The 16,518-nt window shown below is 66.4% G+C and carries 16 protein-coding genes; 12 read left to right on the top strand and 4 right to left on the bottom strand.

All coding sequences use genetic code 11. From position 1 onward, the window contains the following. Positions 1-92: 92 nt before the first annotated feature. From ACFPTO_RS22710 to ACFPTO_RS22685, 6 genes are all read left to right on the top strand, one after another. Complete coding sequence (locus ACFPTO_RS22710) at positions 93-995, top strand: DMT family transporter (RefSeq protein WP_377714957.1); 903 nt, start codon at positions 93-95, stop codon at positions 993-995. A 217-nt stretch (positions 996-1,212) separates the two neighbouring features. Continuing rightward, on the top strand, positions 1,213-2,049 hold the full coding sequence (locus tag ACFPTO_RS22705; protein WP_377714955.1) for a mechanosensitive ion channel family protein: 837 nt from the start codon (positions 1,213-1,215) through the stop codon (positions 2,047-2,049). 303 nt (positions 2,050-2,352) lie between these two features. Continuing rightward, a complete protein-coding gene (gene kch, locus ACFPTO_RS22700; protein ID WP_377715334.1) occupies positions 2,353-3,561 on the top strand; it encodes a voltage-gated potassium channel protein in 1,209 nt (402 codons plus the stop codon). A 390-nt stretch (positions 3,562-3,951) separates the two neighbouring features. Next, the gene (locus ACFPTO_RS22695) at positions 3,952-4,467 is read left to right on the top strand and encodes a cytochrome ubiquinol oxidase subunit I (RefSeq protein WP_377714953.1); all 516 of its coding nucleotides are present in this window, start codon (positions 3,952-3,954) and stop codon (positions 4,465-4,467) included. A 33-nt stretch (positions 4,468-4,500) separates the two neighbouring features. Then, positions 4,501-5,505 (top strand): cytochrome d ubiquinol oxidase subunit II, encoded by a 1,005-nt coding sequence (gene cydB / locus ACFPTO_RS22690; RefSeq protein WP_377714951.1) that lies wholly within the window; start codon positions 4,501-4,503, stop codon positions 5,503-5,505. 184 nt (positions 5,506-5,689) lie between these two features. Then, positions 5,690-6,469, top strand: coding sequence for a hypothetical protein (locus tag ACFPTO_RS22685; protein ID WP_377714949.1), 780 nt, complete (start codon positions 5,690-5,692; stop codon positions 6,467-6,469). Between the two features lie 28 nt (positions 6,470-6,497). Here the strand turns inward: ACFPTO_RS22685 and ACFPTO_RS22680 are convergent, their stop codons facing one another. After that, a complete protein-coding gene (locus tag ACFPTO_RS22680; protein WP_377714947.1) occupies positions 6,498-7,175 on the bottom strand; it encodes a methyltransferase family protein in 678 nt (225 codons plus the stop codon). Positions 7,176-7,486: 311 nt separating this feature from the next. On the opposite strand from ACFPTO_RS22680, the gene ACFPTO_RS22675 reads away from it, so the two are divergent. The 3 genes from ACFPTO_RS22675 (at position 7,487) to efeB (ending at position 11,575) form a co-directional block, all read left to right on the top strand. Further along, the gene (locus ACFPTO_RS22675; protein WP_377714945.1) at positions 7,487-8,968 is read left to right on the top strand and encodes a carbohydrate porin; all 1,482 of its coding nucleotides are present in this window, start codon (positions 7,487-7,489) and stop codon (positions 8,966-8,968) included. Positions 8,969-9,092: 124 nt separating this feature from the next. Then, a complete protein-coding gene (locus tag ACFPTO_RS22670; RefSeq protein ID WP_377714943.1) occupies positions 9,093-10,253 on the top strand; it encodes an NHL repeat-containing protein in 1,161 nt (386 codons plus the stop codon). 2 nt (positions 10,254-10,255) lie between these two features. Then, complete coding sequence (gene efeB, locus ACFPTO_RS22665) at positions 10,256-11,575, top strand: iron uptake transporter deferrochelatase/peroxidase subunit (RefSeq protein WP_377714941.1); 1,320 nt, start codon at positions 10,256-10,258, stop codon at positions 11,573-11,575. A 66-nt stretch (positions 11,576-11,641) separates the two neighbouring features. On the opposite strand, the gene ACFPTO_RS22660 is transcribed toward efeB, so the two are convergent. Continuing rightward, positions 11,642-12,511, bottom strand: coding sequence for a LysR family transcriptional regulator (locus ACFPTO_RS22660; RefSeq protein ID WP_377714939.1), 870 nt, complete (start codon positions 12,509-12,511; stop codon positions 11,642-11,644). 135 nt (positions 12,512-12,646) lie between these two features. Here ACFPTO_RS22660 and ACFPTO_RS22655 point away from each other — a divergent pair, with 135 nt between their 5' ends. Beyond that, positions 12,647-13,573: a DMT family transporter gene (locus ACFPTO_RS22655; protein ID WP_377714937.1), complete on the top strand. Its 927-nt coding sequence runs from the start codon at positions 12,647-12,649 to the stop codon at positions 13,571-13,573. A gap of 74 nt (positions 13,574-13,647) precedes the next feature. Further along, positions 13,648-13,797: a hypothetical protein gene (locus ACFPTO_RS22650; protein WP_377714935.1), complete on the top strand. Its 150-nt coding sequence runs from the start codon at positions 13,648-13,650 to the stop codon at positions 13,795-13,797. Positions 13,798-13,933: 136 nt separating this feature from the next. Here ACFPTO_RS22650 and ACFPTO_RS22645 read toward each other — a convergent pair whose 3' ends face one another. Both ACFPTO_RS22645 and ACFPTO_RS22640 read right to left on the bottom strand, forming a co-directional pair. After that, entirely contained in the window at positions 13,934-14,530 is a 597-nt protein-coding gene (locus tag ACFPTO_RS22645; RefSeq protein ID WP_377714933.1) for an alpha-ketoglutarate-dependent dioxygenase AlkB family protein, read from the bottom strand. A 95-nt stretch (positions 14,531-14,625) separates the two neighbouring features. Beyond that, positions 14,626-14,943: a hypothetical protein gene (locus tag ACFPTO_RS22640; RefSeq protein ID WP_377714931.1), complete on the bottom strand. Its 318-nt coding sequence runs from the start codon at positions 14,941-14,943 to the stop codon at positions 14,626-14,628. Positions 14,944-15,351: 408 nt separating this feature from the next. On the opposite strand from ACFPTO_RS22640, the gene ACFPTO_RS22635 reads away from it, so the two are divergent. Further along, positions 15,352-16,509 carry a metallophosphoesterase gene (locus tag ACFPTO_RS22635; RefSeq protein WP_377714929.1) on the top strand — a complete coding sequence of 386 codons (1,158 nt, stop codon included), beginning with the start codon at positions 15,352-15,354 and terminating at the stop codon, positions 16,507-16,509. Positions 16,510-16,518 lie beyond the last annotated feature (9 nt).

Here is a 16,518-nt window from a genome sequence, read left to right as displayed (position 1 = left end):
TACTGATCTGTAGCTTAACGCCGACGCGCGCAACGCGCATCATCGTCCAGACGTTCCATGACCTTCCGACGACTTCACCGCCCGACCCGATCATGCGCAAATCCCTCGACCCCACCACCGACGGCTGGCTCTGCGGCCTCGCTGGCGTCCTGATCTTCAGCGGATCGCTGCCCGCCACGCGCGTCGCCGTGCTCGGCCTCGCGCCGCTGTTCGTCACCGGCGCGCGCGCCGCCATCGCGGGCGTGCTGGCCGTGCTGCTGCTCGCCGTCTTTCGCGCCGCGCGACCCGGGCGCAAGGAGATCGGCTCGCTCGTGATCGTGGCGCTCGGCGTGGTCGTGGGCTTTCCGCTGCTGACCGCGTTTGCGCTGCGTCACGTCAGCTCCGCGCATGCGATTGTGTTCGTCGGCCTGCTGCCGCTCGCCACGGCGATCTTCGGCGTGCTGCGCGGCGGCGAGCGCCCGCAGGCCGCGTTCTGGATCTTCTCCGCCATCGGCAGCGCAGCCGTGGTCGCGTTCGCGCTGGGGCGCGGCGGCGAGGCTTCGCCGGTCGGCGACGCGCTGATGCTCGGCGCGATTGTCGTCTGCGGGCTCGGGTACGCGGAAGGCGCGCGGCTCACGCGCCATCTCGGCGGCTGGCAGGTGATCTGCTGGGCACTCGTGATTTCGCTGCCCGTCATGGCGCCGCTCGCGTGGTGGACGCAGCCCGCTTCGTTTGCCGCCGTCGATGCCGCGGCATGGTGGGGGCTCGCGTACGTGACGCTATTCAGCATGCTCATCGGCTTCGTGTTCTGGTATCGCGGACTCGCGCTCGGCGGCATCGCGGGCGTCGGCCAGCTCCAGTTGCTGCAGCCGTTCTTCGGCTTCGTGCTCGCGGCCGTCGTGCTGCACGAGGCCGTGCCGCCCGCGATGATCGGCGTGACCGCTGTCGTGATCGCCTGCGTGGCAGGTGCGCGCCGCTTCGGGCGCGCGGCGCCCGTCGCCGTAACGCGCGCCTGAGCACCGGGACATCAGATCCCGTCTGACACCGATCCACCGTCTCGACGCGCGTTGAACGCGGCGGCGGCTCCGTCGCCCGAGGCGCGAACTGCGCGCACATCGTCTGAGCCGGGCCTCCGGCCCTTAGAATGGTCCCTTACGTCTCGTGCCGGCCACCCGCCGGCACGCTCCCGCCACAGTACGCCTTCACGCGTGCGCCGACGAAAAGGACACCTCAATGCAATCTCTCCTGGCACACATTCATCCATCCAACTGGAGCTTCCTGTGGAATGCGCTCAGCGACTTCGCACTGCGCCTCGCCGCAGCCGGAGCCATCCTGTGGATCGGCTGGTGGATCGCGCGCCGCGCGGGGCGCTGGCTCGCCGCGCAGACCAGCATCGAACCGACGCTGCGCCCGATCGCCCGCGACTCCGCCGTGTGGACCGTGCGCATCATCGCGCTGATCGGCGCGCTCTCGCAGATCGGCATCCAGACCGCCAGCATCGTCGCGGTGCTCGGCGCAGCCGGTCTGGCCATCGGCCTCGCGCTGCAAGGCACGCTGCAGAACATCGCGGCCGGGATCATGCTGTTGCTGCTGCGGCCGTTCAAGGTGGGCGACTTCATCGACGGCGGCGGCAACGTCACGGGCACGGTCGAGGAGATCAACCTCTTCACGACGCGGCTCACGAAACCCGACGGCATCTGCGAGTTCGTGCCGAACAGCGCGCTCTGGAGCAACTCGCTCCGCAATTACAGCCGCAATCCCACCCGCCGCCTCGACCTCGAAGTGGAAGTCTCGGTGCGCGACGACGTGAACCGTGCCATCGACGCGCTGCTCGCGCTCGTCGAGTCCGATGCGCGCGTGCTGCGCTCGCCCGCGCCGCAAGTGATGGTGAACCGCTTCGACGACAGCACCGCCGTGCTCAACGTCCGGGTCTGGTCGAACACGAGCGCGTTCTGGGACCTGCGCTGGGCGCTCTCGCGTCAGGTGCGGCAGACGCTGAACGACGCGCAGTGCTCGCTGCCGCTGCGCACGCGCGAGCTGCATATCGTGCAGACGCAACAAACGAACTGATTCGCCACTGACAACCCGGTGCTGCGCCGCGACCTCACGCGACCTTGCGCAAGCACCCGGTGCATGCCGCGCCAGCCGTAGAGGGCCGGGCTGCTAATATCGTGTGAGCCTGGCGCGAGCGCATGCGCGCCGAATCAACGAACTCGCGACAAACGCGCAACGAACTCGCGACAAGCCCACGACAAGCCCGCGACAACCCGCCGACAAACGCCCGATAAGCCCGCACCCTTCCCGTTCATGAAGCCGACCACCTCGCCGCGCCGTCCGGACACGGTGCCGTCAGCGGCGCAGACGGCGCCGCAGATGAACGCCGCCGCCCGCCGCCTGCGCCACTTCGCGATACAGATCGTGCCGCATGGCTATCTGGCGCTGCTGATCGTGATCGACGGGCTGATGCTGCTGCGCCCGATCGCCGAAAAGGCGCTGCGGCACACACGCGGCGGCTGGATCCACGACTGGATCGCGCTCATCGACAAAGTCGGCCTGCTCGCACTGCCGCAGGCCGTGATCGCCACGGGCCTCGCGACGATGGCAATCGGCATCGCACTGCGCGCACGCGTGGCATGGGTGCTCTCGCTCCTGTTGCTGGCCGCCGCGGCCTTCATCAGCGTGTGGGGCGGATACCGCAGCATCCCGCTTTTCGCCTTCACCCTCGCGCTCGCCGCCGCGCTGCTCTACTACTGGCGCCATTTCAACCGCACGAGCCTCGCCGCCGGAACGTTGTTCGCGATCCTCAGCATCGGCTCGCTGATGATTTACGCCGTGTTCGGCTCGCTCTACCTCGGCGACGGCTTCTCGCCGCCGATCCGCAACCTGCTCACGGCGTTCTACTTCTCGATCGTGTCGATGGCCACCGTCGGCTACGGCGATATCACGCCGCACTCTGACACGGCACGGCTCTTCACGGTATCGGTCATCGTGCTCGGCATCACCGTGTTCGCGACGTCGATCAGCGCCGTGATCGGCCCCGTGATCGGCGGCAAGCTCAAGCACATTGTGAAGGGAGGGATTTCAAACGTGTCCCGCAAGAACCACTACCTGATCGTCGGCGCCTCGCCGCTCGCGCATAACGTCTACGCGGGGCTGCGCAAGCGCGGCTACGCCGTCACGGTGATCGTCGCGCCGAACGCGCCGCATGCGTACCCGGAGAACGCCGATCTCGTCATCGGCGATTCGAGCGACACTGCGACGCTGCACACCGCGGGTGCGGAAACCGCGCTCGCCGTGCTCGCGCTGCGCGCGGACGACGCCGAGAATGCCTTCGTGATCCTCGCCATCAAGGACCTCGCGCCGAAGATGCGGACCGTGGTGCTCGTGAACGACAGCCGCAACCTGCAGCGGCTGCGGCTGCTGCAGCCCGACATGGTGTTCTCGCCGCAACTGCTCGCGGGCGAACTGCTCGCACGCACGCTCAACAACGAAACCATCGACAACGATCTCATCGAGCATCTGCTGTTCGGCAAGGCGCACGCGGGCGCAGCTTCGCCGATGCCGCCTTCGGCTCCCATCTGAGAAAGCGCGCGGGAGAGTCGATCGCGAGCGCGTCCGTGTCCGCACTCAATGCGCATACAACGTATTCCGTCAGCGCTTAATTCATCGGCGCGCGCACGGCATCCAGGCAGATTGACGCACCGCCACGGCGCGGTCTATTGGCGCAGCACCGGCTTCGCTGCGCGCGTCTGCCGCACGTTGAATTTTCACTCAAAATTCAATGTTATCAATGAGTTAAAGCATCACAACGCGATCTAACGATAGCGCGTGCGACAAGCTGGCGCAGGTTGGCATCGCAACAAACGTCCGCCATTCCCCTACCCTTGAGGGCATCCCCACAACGCGTCGCTCAAGCTCCCGGCTCACATTGCCGTGCGAGAGGCTCCGTGCACGCAAGCTTCAGGCATATACATGCACAGTTCACTTCGGGCTTTCGGCCCGACCCGGCTGCAATCGGCCCTTGCCGCTCCCTGGCGCAGATTTGTTTCTGCGCACGTCAGGAAGCCCGCGGGCGCCGTTGCCTTGCTGGCCGGCTGGATCATGACCAGGGCCGCACTCCAGCCATGGGTGATCCATGACCTAATGCGTAGACCGCAGGCCGTAATGCGTAGACCGCAGGCCTTGTCCCGTGCCGTAACGCATGCCGTATCACAGTCCGTATCACAGTCCGTATCACAGTCCGTAGCGCAAGCCGTTTTGCAGGACGTCAAGGACGCTGTAAAGGACGCCGCAAAGCAGGCCATAAAGCCGCTCGCGGCGCAGCAAGCGGGCGTACCGGCGACGGCGTTGGCCGCCGTCTGTTTTCTCGCGTCCGCGGGCCTCTACGCCGTCCTCAAGTTGATGAGCACGGCGCCGCCCGAGTACCGAATCGCACCTCGAACCGCACATCGACAGCTTTGCGCCGCCGATCAGCGGATCAACGTCTGACCCTCCCCTCCATCCGTAAAGAGGCAAGCCAACATGCATGTCACCGTCATCTGGGCTGCGATCATCGCACTCGGCGTGTTCATGTATCTCGTGCTGGACGGCTACGATCTGGGGATCGGCATCGTGCTCCCGTTTTTCCCCGACGACCACGAACGCGATCTCATCATGACCAACGTCGCCCCCGTCTGGGACGGCAACGAAGCCTGGCTCCTGCTGGGCGGCGCGGCGCTGTTCGCCGCGTTCCCTGTCGTGTACTCGACCGTCCTTTCCACGCTTTATCTGCCCCTCGCGTTCGTGCTCGGGTGCCTTGTGCTGCGCGGCATCGCATTCGGGCGCCGCACGAAGAACGATCGCATGAAGAAGCAGTGGGATCTCGCGTTCATCGCCGGTTCGGCGGGCGCGGCGTTCTTCCAGGGCGTCGCGCTCGGCGCGTTCCTGCAAGGCATGCCCATCGAGTCGCACCTGAACGCCGACCATGCCATGCGCTGGCTCACGCCGTTCAGCATGCTTTCGGGGCTCGGGCTCGTCGCCACTTACGCGCTGCTTGGCGCGTGCTGGCTCGTCGCCAGAACGTGGGGCGACCTGCAGCGCCGCTTGCACCGTCTCGTCTGGCCGCTCACCATGGGGCTGCTCGGCTTCATCGTGCTCGTGAGCGTGTGGCGGCCGCTGCAGGACGTGACGATTGCCGCGCGCTGGTTCGACGTGCGGCTCTTCGCGAGACTCGTGCCGGTCCCGCCGCTCGTGCTCGCGTGCGCGTACTGGATGCACCGCGCCATGCGCGCGCGCCGTCGCACCACGCCGTTTCTCGCGGCGCTCAGCCTCGTGTCACTCGCCTATCTGGGACTCTTCGCCAGCCTGTGGCCGTATGCGATTCCGCAAAGCGTCACGCTCTGGCAAGCCGCCGCGCCGCGTTCGAGCCATGCGTCCACGCTGGCCTGCGCGGCCATCGTTCTCCCGCTCATCCTCGCGTACACGGCGATGAGCCATCGGCTCTTCCGCAGCCGGATACGCACTGTCGGCACGCCCCCGTATCGCTAGGCAGTGCGCGCCGCACGGCTGGCTGACCGGTTGACTGACCGGCTGACCGCTTGGCTGGCTGACTGGCGCAACGGCGCCCTCGCGGGCGCCGGGAAGTTCGTCACAAAATGAGCGGCAGACCTCACCTGACGCTGGCGTACACACGCTAGACTGTTGGCCGTCCATCACTCGTGCGCCAACAACCATGCAACAGATGACCTTCAACGAATCCGTGAAGCGCGCGTGGGCCAGCGCCCGGGACGCTGCCACGCAGATGCCGCGCCTCACGCTCGGCGCCTTCGTCGCCTATGCGGCGCTCAGTTGCGTGGCGTTCGCCGGGCGGCCCGTGCCCGGCGCGGGCGAAACGCCCTCGGGCGCGCTCGTGTTCGCGGCGAACCTCGCGACGTTGCTGACCTGGATCGTCGATCTCGGGTTCATCATCAAGATCCATCGCTTCGTACTGCTGCGCGAAGGCTCGACGCCGCTGCTTCCGCTCGGCGGCAAGCCGCTCGCCCGCACGTTCGTCCTCGGGATCGTCATCACGCTCGGGCTGATCGCGAGCGCGCTCCTCCTCTATGCCATCCTGCGGCCACGGTACGAGAGCGGCGGCGCATTATTCGGCGTCATCGTCGGCGCTGTCTGGATCTTCATCTCGGTTCGGCTCAGCCTGCTCTTTCCCGCGATCTCCACCGGCAGCCGCATCGATCTGCGCGGTGCATGGCACGACAGCCGCGGCCACTTCTGGAACCTCTTCGGCGTGCCGTTCGTCGCGCTGCTGCCGCTCATCGGCTGCGCGATCGTCGCGCTGATCCTCATCGGCGCAGCCGGCATCACGCCTGCGGCCATCGCCTCGCCCGCCTGGCTCGTGCTGCTCGCCGCCGGTCAGGCCGCGGCGAACATCGTCTTCACGCTCATCTCGTCGGCATCGCTCGCGTGGCTGTACCGGCGTTACGCCAACCGGCTGCCCGTGCCGCCGGAAGCTTGACGCCCGAGGCCTGCGCGACGCAGCCGCGCTACCAGATCCCCGGCACGAAGCGATACCGCACGCGCTGCACATACTCGCGATAGCCGGGCAATCCGTCGACGAGCGTGCGCTCCTCCTTCACCGCACGCCAGCCGATGCCGGCCACCATGAGCGGCACGCACGCGAGCCCCCACCACGAACCGAGCATCAGCGGCGTGCCGGCCAGCAGCAGGATCGCGTACGCGTACATCGGATGCCGGACGTACGCATACGGCCCGGTATCGCTCAACGTGTGGCCGCGCTCGCGCTGGATCGCGACGACCGGCGATGCGTAGCGGTTCGCCGCGAACACGCCGCGCGTGAAGTAGATATCGAGAAACACCCCGACCGCGCCCGCCACGCGCAGCCAGAGCGGCACGTGCGACCAGCCGAAGCGCACGGCATCGATGCCCATGAGGCACAGCCACGCACACCAGGCGACGGTCACCGCCACCATGAACACGCGGTCCCACCGGCTCTGCCCGCGCGGCGCGAAGGGCGCGAGGCGTTCGGCGAGCAGCCCCCGATCGACGCGCCAGAGCCACATGCCGATCCAGATGCCGCACGCGGCCCATTCGAGCAGCCAGAGCCACGCCGCGACCCAGGCGAGCGTGCCCGCCGAGCCGAACAGCAGCGCGCCCATCCACGCGAACCAGACCACCGTCAACCAGATCATCCGTCCAATCATCGCGTCCTCCCTGATGGCCTGTCGCGCGCGTATCGGCGGGATGAGCTGCCATTTCCGCCCGTACGGCCGCCATCCGACTCACTGTACGCCCGTTCTGACAGCGGGATGGCCGCGCGCCAATTCCCCTACGGCACAAATTAGTATTTGCGAATCATTCTCATTTGCATTGACTATTAATGAGATGGGACGTAGGATTCGTCAGATTCTTCTGATTTGCAGCCCGATCGCCGCGCAACGACCCAAAGCCAGGCGCGCTCTTGCGCGGCGAGCCAGCCATCAACCATCTCGACAAAATCAAAACAAGGACCTCGATGAAGTTTGCCCAATCGGTTCGTCACGCCGCGTTGCGCGGGCACGAAACCCCGCACCGTCTGCCCGCCTTGCGCAGCCTTGCGATATCGGTCGCGGTCGCGTTTGCCGCGCTGGCGAGCGGCGTTGTAGAGGCGCAGTCGAATCCCGGTGCGCCCGAAGCCGACCTCGCCATCAAGGCGCAGCCCGCCGACTTCTGGACCGGCTTCTGGACCCGCGAGAACATGCTCGGCGACATGGGCGGCCTGCGGCCGTGGCTCGGCAAGTACGGGGTTTCGTTCCAGCTGACCGAGACGAGCGAATATCTGGCGAACCTGCGCGGCGGCCTCCAGCGCGGCGGCGCCTATGACGGCGTCACCACGGCGACGGTCCAGGTCGACACGAGCAAGGCGCTCGGCATTCCGGGCGGCCTCTTCAATGTCAGCGCACTGCAGATCCACGGTTCCAACCTGAGCACGTCGCATCTCGGCACGCTCAACACCGCGAGCGGCATCGAAGCGCAGGCAACGACGCGTCTGTGGGAGATGTGGTATCAGCAGTCGTTCCTCGACGACCGCGTCGACGTGAAGATCGGCCAGCAGAGCATCGACCAGGAATTCATCACGAGCCAGTACTCCGCGCTCTTCGTCAACACGATGTTCGGCTGGCCCGCACTACCCTCGTACAACATGCCGTCGGGCGGCCCGGCCTATCCGCTCGCGAGTCTCGGCGTACGCGCACGCGCCAGGATCACGCCTTCGCTGACCGGCCTCATCGGCGTGTTCGACGGCGATCCGCTCGGCAACGACCCGGCCAACCTGAGCGGCACGAACTTCAACCTTCACAACGGCACGATGGTGATCGGCGAGTTGCAGTACACGATCAACGAGCCCGCCGAGGGCGACGTCGTGAAGACGGCGGGCCGCGGCCTGCCGGGGACCTACAAGGTCGGGTTCTGGTACAACAACGGCAGGTTTGCCGATCAGCGCTTCGACAACACCGGCCTCTCGCTCGCGAATCCCGCAACGACCGGCATCCCTGCGCAGCACCACGGCAACTACAGCGTCTACGCCGTCGCCGACCAGACAGTGTGGCGCCAGGGCGACGACGGCCCGCGCAGCATCGGCGTGTTCGCGCGCGTCATGGGCGGGCCCGGCGACCGCAACCTCGTCGATTTCGCGGCGAACGCGGGCGTCGTGCTGAAGGCGCCGTTCGCCGGACGCGACAACGACAGCGTCGGCCTCGCCGCCACCTATATCAAGGTCGGCGGCCACGTCCACGATCTCGATCTCGACAACCGCTTCTTCCTGAACAGCCCGTACGGCGTGCGCACCCAGGAAACGACGCTCGAAGCGACCTATCAGTACCAGGTCACGCCGTGGTGGCAGTTGCAGGCCGATGCGCAGTACACGTTCAACGCGGGCGCGGGCCAGAATCCGCAAGACCCGCAGGCGCCGCTGCGCAATACGTTCGTGATCGGCATGCGCACCAACATCACGTTCTGATCGCACTGGCCGATGCAGCTTGTCGGCAAACCGTCCCATGCCTGCCCCCAAGTCCTCGCCCGCTGCAACGTCGCTGAGCGCCACCCTCGAGACGCCGCACGACGGCGAGGCCCGGAGATTCACGATGAAACACACCACGCGCACCCTCTTCCATCACACGGCACATGCCACCCGCGCGGCGCTCGCACTCGCCGTGGCAGCCGCGCTCGGCACCGCGCCGGCCGGCGCCCACGCCGATCCGCACGGCCTGCTCGAATCCATCCATCACCACAGCACGCTCATCAACACCGTTCCCGACAACGGCGACCAGAACCCGTATGCAATCGCCGTGGCGCCGGTCAGCGCGGGCACGGTCAAGCAAGGCGACGTGCTCGTCGATAACTTCAACAACGCGGCCAACCTCCAGGGCACCGGCAGCACCATCGTCGACTATCACCCCGACACGCAGCAGATGTCGCTCTTCGCCTCGATCCCGCGCGACCTCAAGGACTGTCCGGGCGGCGTCGGCCTGTCGACCTCGATGACCATGCTGAAGTCGGGCTGGGTGATCGTCGGCAGCACGCCGAGCAACGACGGCACGACGAACACCAAGGGCGCGGGCTGCCTTGTCGTACTCGACAGCAGCGGAAAAATCGCCAGAACGATCAGTAGTGCGAATATCAACGACCCGTGGGGCAACATGGCCGTGGTCGATAACGGCGACCACGCCTCGGTCTTCGTGAGCAACGCGGGCTTCGGCGTCGGCGGCACCAGCGGCGAACCGCCCGTGTCCCGGCATGCCACCGTGCTGCGCCTCGACCTCGACATCCCGAACGGCCAGGCGCCGGTCGTCAAGCGCGAAACGGTGGTGGCAGACGGCTTCGGCGCGCAGGCGGACAAGGACGTGTTCCTCGTCGGCCCGACGGGGCTTGCGCTGTCCGCCGACAACAAGCTGCTCTACGTCTCCGACGCGATCGGCAACCGCATCAACGTGATCGACAATCCGCTGACGCGCGGCACGAGCGCAGGCGTTGGGCGCGAACTCACCGCAGACGGCCTGCTGCGCCGCCCGCTCGCCATGGTGACGACGCCGCAGGGTCACCTGCTCGTCACGAACGCGCTCAACGGCCAGGTCGTCGAAATCGACCCGGTGGCCGCGAAACAGCTCTACGCGCGCTGGATCGACGCCGACAAGGCGCAGACGCCTCCGGGCAGCGGCGACCTGTTCGGCATCGCGATGAATCCGGCGGGCGACGGTTTCTACTACGTCGAAGACGACGTCAACACGCTTGTGCTGGCCCACTGATCATGTCCATTGAAGACTCCCACGACACGCCCGGGCGGCTCGCCCGGCGCAATTTCCTGAAGACCGGCGGCGCTGCTGTCGCTGCGGGGACCGCGCTGGGTGCAACACTTGGCCTGAGCAGCGTCGCGCAGGCGGCCGTGCCGGCGCAACGGCACGCGGCCAGCGCCGATCCGATGCTCGCCGTCGAACCGTTCTACGGCGAACACCAGGGCGGCATCGTCACGCCGCAGCAGGCGCACACGTATGTCGCCGCGTTCGACCTCACCACCGCCTCGCGCGACGACGTGATCGATCTGCTGCGTGCGTGGACCCAGGCCGCCGCGCGCATGACGCAGGCGCAGCCTGCCGCTTCGCTCGACGGCATCGGCGACGATCGCGCCGCACCCGATTCGGGCGACGCGCTCGGCCTCGGACCGGCCGGACTCACGGTGACGTTCGGCTTCGGCCCCGGCCTCTTCGCCTCGGAAGGCAAGGACCGTTACGGGCTCTCACACAAACGCCCCGCCGCGCTCGTCGATCTGCCGCGCTTTAACGGCGACCAGTTGATCGCCGCGAAAACGGGCGGCGATCTCTTCGTGCAGGCCTGCGCAAACGACGCGCAAGTGGCCTTTCACGCGGTGCGCCAGCTCGCGCGAGCGGGCGACGGCATCCTGCGCATGCGCTGGGGCCAGGCCGGTTTCCTCTCGGGTCCGCGCAAGGAGACGCCGCGCAATCTGATGGGCTTCAAGGACGGCACCAACAATCCGCCGACCGCCGATCCGAAGCTGATGAACCAGTTCGTCTGGGCCACGGCAGCGGACGCGCCGTGGATGCAGGGCGGCACGTACACGGTGGTGCGCCGCATCCGCATCACGCTCGAACACTGGGACCGGACGGAACTCGGCTTCCAGGAGCAGGTGTTCGGCCGCCGCAAGTACAGCGGCGCGCCCATCGGCAAGCACCACGAATTCGACGCGGTCGATCTCGACGCGCAGGACAAGGACGGCAATCCGCTCATTCCCGACAACTCGCACGTGCGACTGTCGAATCGCGCCTCGAACAACGGCGCGCAGATCCTGCGCCGTTCGTACTCGTACAACGACAGCACCGACTTCTACATCGAGCGCTGGCCGCCGTGGCGCCAGGAGACGGAATATGACGCGGGGCTCATTTTCGTCGCGCACCAGAGCGACCCGCGCAAGGGCTTCATTCCGATCAACGAAAAACTCTCGAAGTTCGACCTGATGAACCAGTTCACGACCCATGTGGGCAGCGCCGTTTTCGCGTGCCCGCCGGGCGCGAAGCCCGGCTCGTTCATCGGCGCGGAACTGTTTTCGGCCTGATTTGAAGGTCGGCTTGAAGGCCTGTTTGAAGACGGCATGGCCGGGTGAATCACGTGCCGTCTTCGTCTACCCGCGCTGACGCGGCACCGAGAGATCCTGCATCATCTGCTGCGCGAAGTAATCGCAGGTGGGGCGATTGGACTTCACGCTGCGCGCGACGACGATGTCAAGCGGTTCGATCTTCGGCAGCCCTTGCGCCTCGCCGAAAATCGCGACGCGCGGCGGCACGCTGCAGCGCGTGAGCGCCACCACGGCGATACCCGCCTCCACCGTCGCCAGCAAGCCCGTGAGGCTCGCGCTGGTATAGGCCGCGCGATAGCGGATGCGCGCCGCGTCGAGCGCGGCCACGGTATGCGCGCGCGCCACGCTGCCATGCTCGTAGAGCCCCACCGGCAGCGGCGACATCGCAACGGTCGCGGGATCGTTCGCGGAACCCACCCACACCATGTCCTCGCTGCGCACGAATTCGCCGCGCAGCTTGCGGTCGCGCGTCACGAACGCTAGATCGATCTTGTTGTCCGCCAGCATCGGCCCGAGCGCGACGCTCTGCGCGCAGACGATTTCGATCTCCACATGCGGATAAAGCATCGAAAAGCGCCGCAAGACCGGCGATAGCAGCGCCGCCATGTAGTCGTCGGGGGCGCCGAGCACCACGCGCCCGGTCACCTCCGGGCGCACCAGCGCCGACCACGCCTCCTCCTGCAGATCGAGCGCGCGCCGCGCATATTCGAGCAGCGTATTGCCCGGCCGCGTGAGCGCGAGATTACGCGTATCGCGCGTGAAAAGCGTTGTGCCGAGCATCTGTTCAAGCCGCTTGACCTGCATGCTCACCGCGGCCTGCGAGCGGTGCACCGTGACCGCTGCCCGCGTGAAGCTGCCCGCGTCGGCCACGGCAACGAAGGTGCGCAGCAGATCGAGGTCGAATTCGGGGTTCATGCGGGGCTCCTGCGGGGTTCGCGATTTATCAGCGGCGCTGATGGAATTTTTCAATTTAATTCGTTTGCCGATGGCCCGCAACTGACGAATACTGGCGCGGTTCCCACTGCCTTTTTTTCGCCACGGATCCCACGCATGCACGCCGATCACCACGCCAGCCAGAAACAAGGCGTCCTCATGCTCGCCAGCGGCGGGCTGCTGATGGGCACCATCGGCATCTTCGTCGAGGAAGCCCGGCTCGGCGCGATGACGCTCGTGTTTTTCCGCTGCCTCTTCGGCATGCTCGCGCTCGCCGCGTATTGCCAGTACAAGGGCTGGCTTTCGCCGCGCCAGTTCACGCGCCGCACGTTCGCGCTCGCGCTCGTTTCGGGCGTGCTGATGGTCACGCAGTGGGTGGGATTCTTCGATTCGATCCATCGCACGAGCATCGCCGTCGCAACGGTCGTGTTCCATGTGCAGCCGTTCTGGGTCGTGCTGATCGGCGCGGCGCTCTTCAAAGAAAGGCTGGGCGCGGACCGCCTCGGGTGGATCGGCATTGCCTTTGTCGGGCTCGTGCTCGCTTCGGGTGTACTCGCGCAAGACAACCTGCAAGGCCATCCGCGCTATCTGATCGGCGTCGCCGAGGCGCTGGGCGGATCGGTGCTCTATGCGAGCGTCACGCTGATCGCCAAGCACCTGGGCGACTTCCGCCCGCATCTGCTCGCGCTCGTGCAATGCGCGGTCGGCACGCTGTGCCTGCCGCTCATCGCACCGTTGTTCGCGCCGCTCGAATTCGCGCACATTTCAGCCGCGCAGTGGGGCTGGCTCATCGGCATGGGCGTGCTGCATACGGGCCTTTCGTACGTGCTGATTTACGGCGCCCTGCCCAAGCTCACGACGCCCGTGATCGCCGTCCTGCTGTTCGTCTATCCGCTCACGGCGATTGCCGTCGATGCGCTCGTCTATGGCCGCGCACTCACAGTGCCGCAGCTCGCGGGCATGGTGCTGATCGTGGCCGCGAGCCTCGGCGTCAACCTCGGCTGGCGTCTGTTTCCGCCGATGCTCGCGAGAATGCGGCGCTAGAACGCCTGCGCCTGGCGCCGCGTCGTGCCGTTTAGTTGGGCAGCACTTTGCCCTTCGTTTCCGGTGCAAACGGAATGATCAGCAGTCCTGTGGCGACCGGAAGCGCGCCGGTCAGGAACATCGCGCGCCAGCCGTTTCCTGACGCGACGGCGATCCCCGCCTCCGGCTTGCCGCTCGACCGGCTGACCGGGATCGTGCGCCGACGCCTCGCTCAGGGCGACTGAACGCATATCGACAATTACGCGTTTATGCGCATAAAACTTTTTTAATTTTTTTAGCGCTAAAGCGATATATGCGCACCGAATCGGTGAATTTTGCCAATCGTCGGCGAATTCACACCAACTACAACTAAATAGAAAGCTATTGCCGCAAACCCGGCGTGATGACACGAAATGTCAGATTGACCCGTTCGCCGCTCACGGCGGATTCCTTCGGTACGCGATGACGCCACTGCGCCTGGGTTTGACCGCGCATCACGAGCAGACTGCCGCTCGTGAGCCGGAACGAGCGCACGACGCCGGTCGCGTTATGGCGCAAGTCGAAGCGCCGTGTCGCACCGAGGCTCACAGACGCAATCACCGGCTCCGCACCCAGTTCGGGTTCGCGATCGGCGTGCCAGCCCATGCTGTCGATCCCGCTCCGGTAGCGGTTCAGCAGGACGCTGTTGAAACGCACGTCACAGAGCGCGTCGACGGCATCGCGCAGTTCGGCCACCGCAGGCGTCCACGGCTGCGGCACATTGCGAATACCCGAGTAGACATAGACGGCATCCGGCTCGCCAAGCCACGCCGTGAGCCGTGGCTGATCGACCCAGCCGCCGGGCGTGCGGATACGCTCCTGCCGCCAACTGGTTTCGGCGACGATGCGCGCGAGCATGATCGTCGCCTCTTCCGGCGAGAGCCATGCGGGATACCAGGCGACGTCGGGTTGCGGTGCGTCGTCGAAGAGATCGAACATTGGAAGTTGTGATGCGAGCGCTATCAGGGAAGTGAGTGCAGTGTCGCACGTCGCCGCACGGCTCGCTTACCCGCCAGGCTCTCCGCGCGCGGCGCTCAGAAAAAGAGCGCGATATAGAACACCACTGCGCCGATCAGCGCGCCGACAAAGCAGAAGCCCTCGGGCGTGGCATCGGTCGTGCGTGAGCGCAGCCAGCCGCCCACGAAGCCGAAAAGACCCGCGATGCCCAGCGCGACGAACACCATCACGACGTAAAACAGCGCGCTGCGGCCAAGCTCCAGGATATCGGCGTGTCTGACGCCGTAATACAACGCCAGCGCCATGACCGAAAGCACGACGAGCGGCAGCATGACGTGGCTGCTTTCGTAACCCACACGATGATGTTCGTGCACAACAGGCTTCGTGGCCTTCATGACCTGTCTCCCCCGAGAGCGCCCAACACTGCGCGGACGCCAATTTGAGGATAGTTCATGGACAGGTGCCGTTCAATGGACGTTTAACAGGACGTTTAATAGTCCGATGTACCGCACCGCCACCCGTTGCTGCATCGCACGCACCGTGCCGCGCTGCCGATCGATTCACCGACGATGTGTAATGTGGGCGGCAAGCGCGCTGGACAGTTAGTTGCGATTCAAGACTCCGCCCTCGCGGCTCCGCCAGCCCGCCGTTTGTCTCGCGTCGGGCTTCGGCAGGCGCCGGCGCTTATCGGTAAAATGCTTCGCAGCCCGCATGCCGGGCATTTCGCGGCGCCTGCTCCCGCGCCCGCCCTTGCCTCCGCCTTTGCCGCCTTCGCCCTCCGCCTTTACCTCATTTGGCCTGCCATGCCACGACTCCGATTCCTCATCCGCTTCATCATCATTGGCGTACTGCTGCACGTCTACGTCGGCCTGCGGCTGATCCCCGATCTGCCTGTGCCCGCGGCGGGCAAATGGCTCGCAGTGCTGTGGCTCGTGTTGTCGTGTCTCCTGATCCCGCCAGGCATGCTCTCGCGCGCGATCAAGCATCAGTGGCTCGGCGACCGCCTCGCGTGGGCGGGCATGCTTGCCATGGGCTTCTTCTCATCGCTCCTCATGCTCACCATCGCGCGCGACGTCGTGCTGGCCTCGCTGATGACATTCGACGCGCTGTGGCCGCACCTCGCGAATCTCGCGGATTGGCGCACAGGCAGTTCGGCCGGGGTGATCGGGTTCGCGCTGCTGTCGAGCGCGTTCGGGTTTTTCAACGCTCGGCGGCGTGCGCCCGTGCGCGCCGTCGATGTGCCGATCCGCGGCTTGCCCGCCGCGCTCGACGGCCTCACGATCGTCCAGCTCAGCGACATTCACGTCGGATCGACGATCAAGCACGATTACGTCGAAGCGATCGTGCGCGCCGTGAACCGGCTCGAACCGGATATCGTCGCGATCACGGGCGACGTGGTGGACGGCAGCGTCGCGCGGCTCGCGAGCGACACGGCGCCGCTCGGCAGGCTGGCCGCGCATTATGGCGTCTACGTGGTGACGGGCAATCACGAGTACTACTCCGGCGCCGATGCATGGATTGCCGAATTCCGCCGCATCGGCCTCACGGTGCTGATGAACCAGCACGTCGTGATCGAGCATCGCGGCGCACGCCTTGTGCTCGCGGGCGTGACGGACTACTCCGCCGACCATTTCGATCCCGCGCAGCGCAGCGACCCGGCAGGCGCACTGGCGGGCGCACCCGCCGATGTCGATACGCGCGTGCTGCTCGCGCACCAGCCGCGCTCGGCCCACGCCGCCGCCGATGCAGGCTTTACGCTGCAACTCTCCGGCCACACCCACGGCGGCCAGATCTTTCCGTGGAATTTCCTCGTGCGGCTCCAGCAGCCGTTCACGGCGGGCCTCTCGAAGCTCGGCAGCCTGTGGGTCTATACGAGCCGAGGCACGGGCTATTGGGGGCCGCCCAAGCGGCTTGGCGCGCCTTCGGAGATCACCCAGGTGCGCCTCGTCGGCGCGCACTGAATAACCTCA

This window comes from Paraburkholderia denitrificans, assembly GCF_042655705.1.
GTDB lineage: Bacteria > Pseudomonadota > Gammaproteobacteria > Burkholderiales > Burkholderiaceae > Paraburkholderia > Paraburkholderia denitrificans.
Note: the sequence above shows the minus strand (reverse complement) of the source record. Positions and strands in the feature narration are given on the sequence as shown.

Excerpts from the sequence above, each read along its gene's own strand:
- ACFPTO_RS22710 (WP_377714957.1), top strand. The coding sequence starts at position 93 with ATGCGCAAATCCCTCGACCCCACCACCGACGGCTGGCTCTGCGGCCTC.
- ACFPTO_RS22705 (WP_377714955.1), top strand. The coding sequence starts at position 1,213 with ATGCAATCTCTCCTGGCACACATTCATCCATCCAACTGGAGCTTCCTG.
- kch (WP_377715334.1), top strand. The coding sequence starts at position 2,353 with ATGAACGCCGCCGCCCGCCGCCTGCGCCACTTCGCGATACAGATCGTG.
- ACFPTO_RS22695 (WP_377714953.1), top strand. The coding sequence starts at position 3,952 with ATGCACAGTTCACTTCGGGCTTTCGGCCCGACCCGGCTGCAATCGGCC.
- cydB (WP_377714951.1), top strand. The coding sequence starts at position 4,501 with ATGCATGTCACCGTCATCTGGGCTGCGATCATCGCACTCGGCGTGTTC.
- ACFPTO_RS22685 (WP_377714949.1), top strand. The coding sequence starts at position 5,690 with ATGCAACAGATGACCTTCAACGAATCCGTGAAGCGCGCGTGGGCCAGC.
- ACFPTO_RS22680 (WP_377714947.1), bottom strand. The coding sequence starts at position 7,175 with ATGATTGGACGGATGATCTGGTTGACGGTGGTCTGGTTCGCGTGGATG.
- ACFPTO_RS22675 (WP_377714945.1), top strand. The coding sequence starts at position 7,487 with ATGAAGTTTGCCCAATCGGTTCGTCACGCCGCGTTGCGCGGGCACGAA.
- ACFPTO_RS22670 (WP_377714943.1), top strand. The coding sequence starts at position 9,093 with ATGAAACACACCACGCGCACCCTCTTCCATCACACGGCACATGCCACC.
- efeB (WP_377714941.1), top strand. The coding sequence starts at position 10,256 with ATGTCCATTGAAGACTCCCACGACACGCCCGGGCGGCTCGCCCGGCGC.
- ACFPTO_RS22660 (WP_377714939.1), bottom strand. The coding sequence starts at position 12,511 with ATGAACCCCGAATTCGACCTCGATCTGCTGCGCACCTTCGTTGCCGTG.
- ACFPTO_RS22655 (WP_377714937.1), top strand. The coding sequence starts at position 12,647 with ATGCACGCCGATCACCACGCCAGCCAGAAACAAGGCGTCCTCATGCTC.
- ACFPTO_RS22650 (WP_377714935.1), top strand. The coding sequence starts at position 13,648 with ATGATCAGCAGTCCTGTGGCGACCGGAAGCGCGCCGGTCAGGAACATC.
- ACFPTO_RS22645 (WP_377714933.1), bottom strand. The coding sequence starts at position 14,530 with ATGTTCGATCTCTTCGACGACGCACCGCAACCCGACGTCGCCTGGTAT.
- ACFPTO_RS22640 (WP_377714931.1), bottom strand. The coding sequence starts at position 14,943 with ATGAAGGCCACGAAGCCTGTTGTGCACGAACATCATCGTGTGGGTTAC.
- ACFPTO_RS22635 (WP_377714929.1), top strand. The coding sequence starts at position 15,352 with ATGCCACGACTCCGATTCCTCATCCGCTTCATCATCATTGGCGTACTG.